The sequence below is a fragment of the Neisseria sp. P0021.S007 genome (genome assembly GCF_051956855.1).
This window is the reverse complement of the sequence record NZ_JBQCXA010000844.1, coordinates 1-582: the sequence shown is the minus strand read 5'-3', so window position 1 is coordinate 582 and position 582 is coordinate 1. Positions and strand designations below refer to the sequence as shown.

Sequence of the window (582 nt, the reverse complement as noted above, 5' to 3'; positions counted from 1 at the left end):
GCGTTATCTCATGCCTAATAAACGCCTCTTTTCTAGAAGTAAAAGGAATACAACTAGCTGGCAATCCAGGGGCATTTTCCATCACTCCGTTACCTGATTTGGTGTACCAAAGCAGCAAGCGAATTTTCATCTCCTTGTGATTAGTTGCCGCTTCTATCAAATGATGACCATAGCTATCAGTTTCCTTCCATTTCCAATTACCGCCTTCTCGAACAATCGGCATTGCCGGATCAAATCCCCAACATACAATGTCTATTGATTTTGTGGCTTTTTTAATGGATTCTGCAATTGCAGCAAAAACCTCCTGCCCACTGAAATACGGTGTTAACTTATTGCCGTTACGTTGTTTGTAATTTGAGTTATCCAAGTACCAGCGTGAAGAGAGTACTGCTGCACCCGCCTTGGTACAAGTAACTTGCTGTATATTTTCATTATTAGAATTTGGCATTTTCAATTCCTTAATCGATTTGCTTTTTATCAGATTGTTTAAAGTAACGGATAAGGGACGTATCCTTGTTTGCGGTTTCTTCGTGCTCAACATGCCGATAACCTAAAGCAGTCAGGTTTTGGGCAAGTTGTTTC

1 protein-coding gene is annotated in these 582 nt (G+C 40.5%); it reads right to left on the bottom strand.

Translation table 11 applies throughout. The features are described 5' to 3' along the window. A partial coding sequence (locus tag ACTHUR_RS16270) for a hypothetical protein (RefSeq protein ID WP_440399718.1) occupies positions 1 to 448 on the bottom strand: 448 nt, incomplete at its 3' end. Between the last annotated feature and the right edge of the window lie 134 nt (positions 449 to 582).